Source organism: Dubosiella muris (assembly GCF_004793885.1).
In the GTDB taxonomy this organism is placed as follows: Bacteria; Bacillota_I; Bacilli_A; order Erysipelotrichales; family Erysipelotrichaceae; genus Dubosiella; species Dubosiella muris.
The window spans coordinates 1-3,755 of the sequence record NZ_SRYG01000047.1 but is presented as its reverse complement, the minus strand read 5'-3'; the positions used below and the strand labels follow the sequence as shown (position 1 = coordinate 3,755).

The 3,755-nt window shown below is 52.9% G+C and carries 5 protein-coding genes; all 5 read left to right on the top strand.

The genetic code is table 11. The features are described 5' to 3' along the window. A partial coding sequence (locus tag E5336_RS12485) for a DUF5979 domain-containing protein (protein WP_277820873.1) occupies positions 1-605 on the top strand: 605 nt, incomplete at its 5' end. Beyond that, positions 602-1,081, top strand: coding sequence for a hypothetical protein (locus tag E5336_RS12215; protein ID WP_135981384.1), 480 nt, complete (start codon positions 602-604; stop codon positions 1,079-1,081). The genes E5336_RS12485 and E5336_RS12215, both read left to right, overlap by 4 nt. 18 nt (positions 1,082-1,099) lie before the next feature. Next, positions 1,100-1,867, top strand: coding sequence for a hypothetical protein (locus tag E5336_RS12210; protein WP_135981383.1), 768 nt, complete (start codon positions 1,100-1,102; stop codon positions 1,865-1,867). 13 nt (positions 1,868-1,880) lie between these two features. Beyond that, a complete protein-coding gene (locus E5336_RS12205; RefSeq protein WP_135981382.1) occupies positions 1,881-2,636 on the top strand; it encodes a hypothetical protein in 756 nt (251 codons plus the stop codon). After that, complete coding sequence (locus E5336_RS12200; RefSeq protein WP_135981381.1) at positions 2,629-3,537, top strand: MucBP domain-containing protein; 909 nt, start codon at positions 2,629-2,631, stop codon at positions 3,535-3,537. The genes E5336_RS12205 and E5336_RS12200 overlap by 8 nt, the downstream gene beginning before the upstream one ends. The last annotated feature ends 218 nt before the right edge of the window (positions 3,538-3,755 follow it).

Genomic DNA, 3,755 nt, shown 5'->3' with positions numbered 1-3,755 from the left:
TCGAACAGACGATGGTCGGCTCGACAGACGGAACGGAAAAAGTCCTTTCGTTTGTGAATACGAGCCAGTACAAATACACGTTCAACCCTTCGCTGGTGGCTTTACCATCGCGCATGGACGAGAATGGAGAAAACAACACGGCCAACGGAACGGATTGGCAGTATGACTTTACGATGACGCTCAAAGCGTCCCGGGAACGCCGTCACGATGGACAAATCGAAATCGTGAAAACCGTGCCAGCGTTTGGTGGTTCGGGCGCCGCGACATTCGTCTTTGAAATCGTGGCCGAACTGGATGGAGAAACGGTCTACTCGAATGTCGAGTCGCTCGTATTCGACGGAGCCGGAACGAAATCCATCGTAGTCGATTCGCTGCCGGTCGGCTCGACCATCACTGTGAGCGAAGTGTATTCGGGAGCGAACTTCGAGCTGTCAAGCGACCCAACCGTCACGCTGCCGCTCGAATCGGGATTCGAACCCGTTACGTTTGAATTCATCAACGACTACGACGGCGGAAACAAGCATGGCACGTCAGTCAACAACCGGTATTCGTTTGAAGAATATCCGGAAGGCGCATTGACGCCAGACGAGGAGGGCAACCGATGAGAAACCAATGGAAACGCGCGCTTGGCGTTTGCGGGCTGGCCGGAATCCTGCTGGCCGGCGTATCCGCGACATCCGCCTATTTTACAACGTACACGACGACTTCGGGATCCGGCTCGATCGAGTTGGGCAACATAACCCACATCGTAGAAGAAACGGAAGGCCATATTTACCGCAAGGACATTCAAATTCAAAACGAGGAAGGATCGGGACCGGTCTTTGTCCGCGTCAAACTGTTTTACGGCGACCGCTCCGACCTGTCCTTTGAGCTAGGCGAAGGCTGGAGTCTTGGCACAGACGGCTTTTACTACTACGACGACGCTTTGGAAGCGACCCAATCCACTTCGGTTTTGCGTGTCAGCATCGCCCGGGTCGGCGCGGACGCGGAAAAGCCGCAAGATTTCAACGTCGTTGTCGTGGCGGAATCGACACCCGCCCTTTACGACGAGCAAGGCAACCCCGCGCCGGACTGGAACTAAAAGAGAGGAAGGATGACTATGAAGAAAATCAAAACATTTCTATCGCGTCCTGTCGTGATCGGACTGCTGTTCGTCATGGCGATCGGACTGCTTCTTTCCTCGGGCGTTTCAGGAACGAGGGCGGCGCTCACGTATTTTTCCGACACGTACCAGACGCAAATGCAAGTCAACAAGATCGGCGTCACACTCATGGAAAACGGCCATCCCGTCGCATTTCGAAACTATGAGGCGGACGGGCAGTGGAGCGAGGACTCAAAACCGCTTTTGGAAAAGATGGGCGCGTTCAAGATCGGACAAACGTACCCGGAAGCGCTGCAAGTCAAAAACTCGGGCACGATCGACACATTCGTCCGGGTGACACTGTTGAAATACTGGACCGATCCAGAAGGAAACAAGCTACAATACCACGATGACGGGCAAAAAGAGCGCCTGACACCAGAATGGATCGAGCTTCATTTTGCCGGAAACGGATGGGTGGAGGACAAAAGCGCCCAAACGCTCGAACGATCCGTCTACTACTATACGGACTTGCTGGAAGTGGAAGAAACAAGCGCCCCGCTGACGGATACGTTCAAAATCAGCCCGAAAGTCGCTTCGAAAGTCGATTACGAAGTGACGGTTGAAGGCGACACGACCACGACGAAAACGGTGTATTCGTACAACGATTTGAAATTCCACGTCGAAGCGAAAGTGGACGCGGTGCAGCAACATAACGCGCCAGAAGCGATCCAGAGCGCGTGGGGCAAACACGTCAGTGTGCAAGGCGACACGCTCAGTTTGAATTAAGGAGGGGAAACGCATGCGAAACAAATTTTTAAAAGCCGCGATGACGGCCGGATTGTTCGGACTCGTTTCCAATCCGATTTTGGCCGAAACGATCCAAACCAACGAGCGCTTCGCGGTCACGTTTACGAAAAACGACAAAATGGAAAACAATTTCACGACGGGCCAAATCGACGAATTTCTGCTCGGCTTGCAGCCGGGCGACACGGGAATCATCGAGATGGATATCGTCAATCAAAATAAAACATCGACCGAGTGGTATATGAACAACGAGGTTGTCAATTCGCTAGAAGACGGCTCGATCGCCAGCGGCGGCGCCTACGCCTACACCTTGACGTATCAAGGACCGGAAGGGCGAAACGAAGTCATTTACACCTCGTCCACGATTGGAGGCGAAGAGGGGTCGAACAACGGCTTGAAAGACGCGACCGACTCGCTGGACGACTGGTTTTATCTCGATACGCTAAAAGAAAACCAAACAGGTAAGGTGCGTCTGGAAGTACAGCTGGACGGAGAAACGCAAGGCAATCGCTACCAGTCGACTTTGGCCGACTTACAGATGGAGTTCGCGGTGGAAAAAAACGAGAACCGCGACCGCACGGTGCAAGGAAAGCCAACCGTGACACGAAAGACAGGCTCGAGTAAAGTCAACACAAGCACGCTGACAAACCAGTTCACTTGGAGTTTGCTGAGCGCGTTGAGCGGCATTGTACTACTCGTACTCGCCATCTTTGGCTGGAAGGAAAACAAGGAGGACAAAGACGATGCGTAAGATGTGGAAAAGCGCTTTGTGCGCCTTCGCCTTGTTTTCGATGACGGCCGCCGTGCCGGTGCAAGCGGAAGACGACTACACGTACACGGTACGGATCCACGCGGGAAACCATGGCACGATTGGCGGCGAGACGACGTTGGAGTACGACAACCTGGCGCCCGGATCGCGCTTTACATTTGATAAAAGCAGCGTGCAGCCGGATGCCGGCAGTAAATACTATGTCAAAGGAATCCGCGAAAGCGGAAAGGACAACGACACGTTTGTGACTTCGACTTCGTTTGAAGTGAACGAGGATGTGGATCTCGTTGTCGCGTACGGCATGCTTTCCAACGCGACCGAGTATACGATTCGATACGTGGACAGGGAAGGCAACGAATTGCGCGACAGCGTGACGTATATTGGCAACGTGGGCGACCGGCCAGTCGTATCCTACTTGTATATCGAAGGCTACCAGCCGCAGGCGTATAACTTGACCGGGACATTGAAGGAAAACAACAATGTCTGGGATTTCGTCTACTCTCCGGTTCCGGAAGGCACAATCACAACGATTCCGGGAACGACGACGGTTATTGACGAAACGACGACGATTACCGCGCCGGCGACCACGCCAGCGACGACACCGGCGACCACGCCGGCGGGCGAGGAAACAACGACGCCTGGCGAGGAAGGCACGATCCCGGAACCGGGTGGCGAGGAAACGACCAATCCGGAAGGCCCGGCTGAAATCATTGATATTGATGATCCGGACACTCCATTGGCGGGACCGGAAGAAAACGAAAAGGGCGACGCTTCGAAGTCGTTCTTGTCGATGCCGGCTTTGTTGGGAATGGGCGCTTTGGCGCTGTTGCTGATTGGCGGCATTGTGTATTTTGTCGTTCGCAAAAACAAAGAGAAATCATAGCAGCTTGAGGACACGGTGCGTGTCCTTTTTATTTGAGATACGACTGGAAAAAAAAGCCACATACTCTAGAGCGTTCAGCGAGCCGGAAAGCGGGAAGAAATAGCGTATCCGGCCTTTTTTTTAAGCTTTTGAACTTTTTTCAGAAATAATGTCCGGTTTTCCTTCGTTTTGTCGTATATAAAGGTATGAAGGATTTACTAATTTATAACTTCGTTCAT